The sequence below is a fragment of the Alteromonas sp. 4NS20-0143 genome (assembly GCF_057542855.1).
This window is the reverse complement of the sequence record NZ_BAAJLR010000026.1, coordinates 1-1,222: the sequence shown is the minus strand read 5'-3', so window position 1 is coordinate 1,222 and position 1,222 is coordinate 1. Positions and strand designations below refer to the sequence as shown.

General features: G+C 42.9%; 1 protein-coding gene. It reads right to left on the bottom strand.

Translation table 11 applies throughout. The features are described 5' to 3' along the window. Nucleotides 1–7: 7 nt before the first annotated feature. A complete protein-coding gene (locus AC27HD_RS18795; RefSeq protein ID WP_487107804.1) occupies nt 8–1,168 on the bottom strand; it encodes an IS30 family transposase in 1,161 nt (386 codons plus the stop codon). Nucleotides 1,169–1,222: the final 54 nt, after the last annotated feature.

Here is a 1,222-nt window from a genome sequence, read left to right as displayed (position 1 = left end):
CTTGAGTTCAATTGGTGGGCGCAACACATCGGTTAAATTTCTGTGATGGTGTTTCATAGTCTAACGTTTTTCTTGGTCTTTCGTTAAGTTGTCTCGCTACACTGCTAAGTTTTTGTTGGCTGTGTACCGATAAGTCGGTACTTTTGGGAAAATACTGCCGCAGTAATCGATTGGTGTTTTCATTGGTACCACGTTGCCACGGCGAGTAAGGATCGCAAAGGTAGACTTTTATATCAGTGGCTAGCGTGAATTGTTTGTGGTCTTTAATTTCTCTCCCCCTGTCCCAAGTTAGAGATTTATACAGTTCCTTAGGTAGCTTTTGAGCGTGTTTGATAAGTGCAGCAATCACGGTCGACGTTTTACTATCATCCACTTTCACCAACATTACGAACCGAGAGTGCCTCTCTACTAGTGTCGCTATGTAACTGTTGTTTGAGCCACATATAAGGTCGCCTTCCCAGTGACCAGGTATAGCTCTATCTTCAACTGATGCAGGTCGCTCACTTATAGAAACGGCATCAGGGATTTTGCCCAGACCTAACCTTTTCAGTGAAGCTTGACGAGACTTGCGAACCGCTCTTTTTGACCGCAAACACTTTTGTAGTTCTTTCTTTAGAGCGCCTCGCGTCTGAATGAAGAGTGTTTTATAAATGGTTTCGTGAGACACGTACATTTCCTGATTACCGGGATATTGTCGCTTTAACCAACCTGCAATTTGTTGTGGTGACCATGCCCTTTTAAGCTTAACAGCTATTATTTTACATAACTCTGGGGATCCAATTAACTTACATGGCTTAGGTCTCAGTGCTTCGTCCCAAGCTCGTTGTTCAGCTTTTACGGCACGGTAGTGCTTCAATCCACCATTTCTTTTTACTTCACGGCTAATTGTGGATGGCGCTCTAGACAAACGTCTGGCAATTTCTCTAATGGATTGTTTACTGACTAAGCATCGTGATATCTCTTCTCTTTCATCAAGCGAGAGAGATTGTGGATGTCTTTTTCGTTCTGGTGGCCGATACCCACCAGTTTGATAAATGGTTGGCATAACAGAAGAATGAAAGCGGTCAAACATTCTAGCGATATCATGCAGCGAATCACCTCGCTTATATCTGTCCCAAATAAGTGCTTTCTGTTCTGGTGAGTAATAGATACGTTTTCTTTGTTTCATGGCAACATTCCTCCTTAAGTAAGGATAGCGTTGCACTCACCAATTGAACTCAAG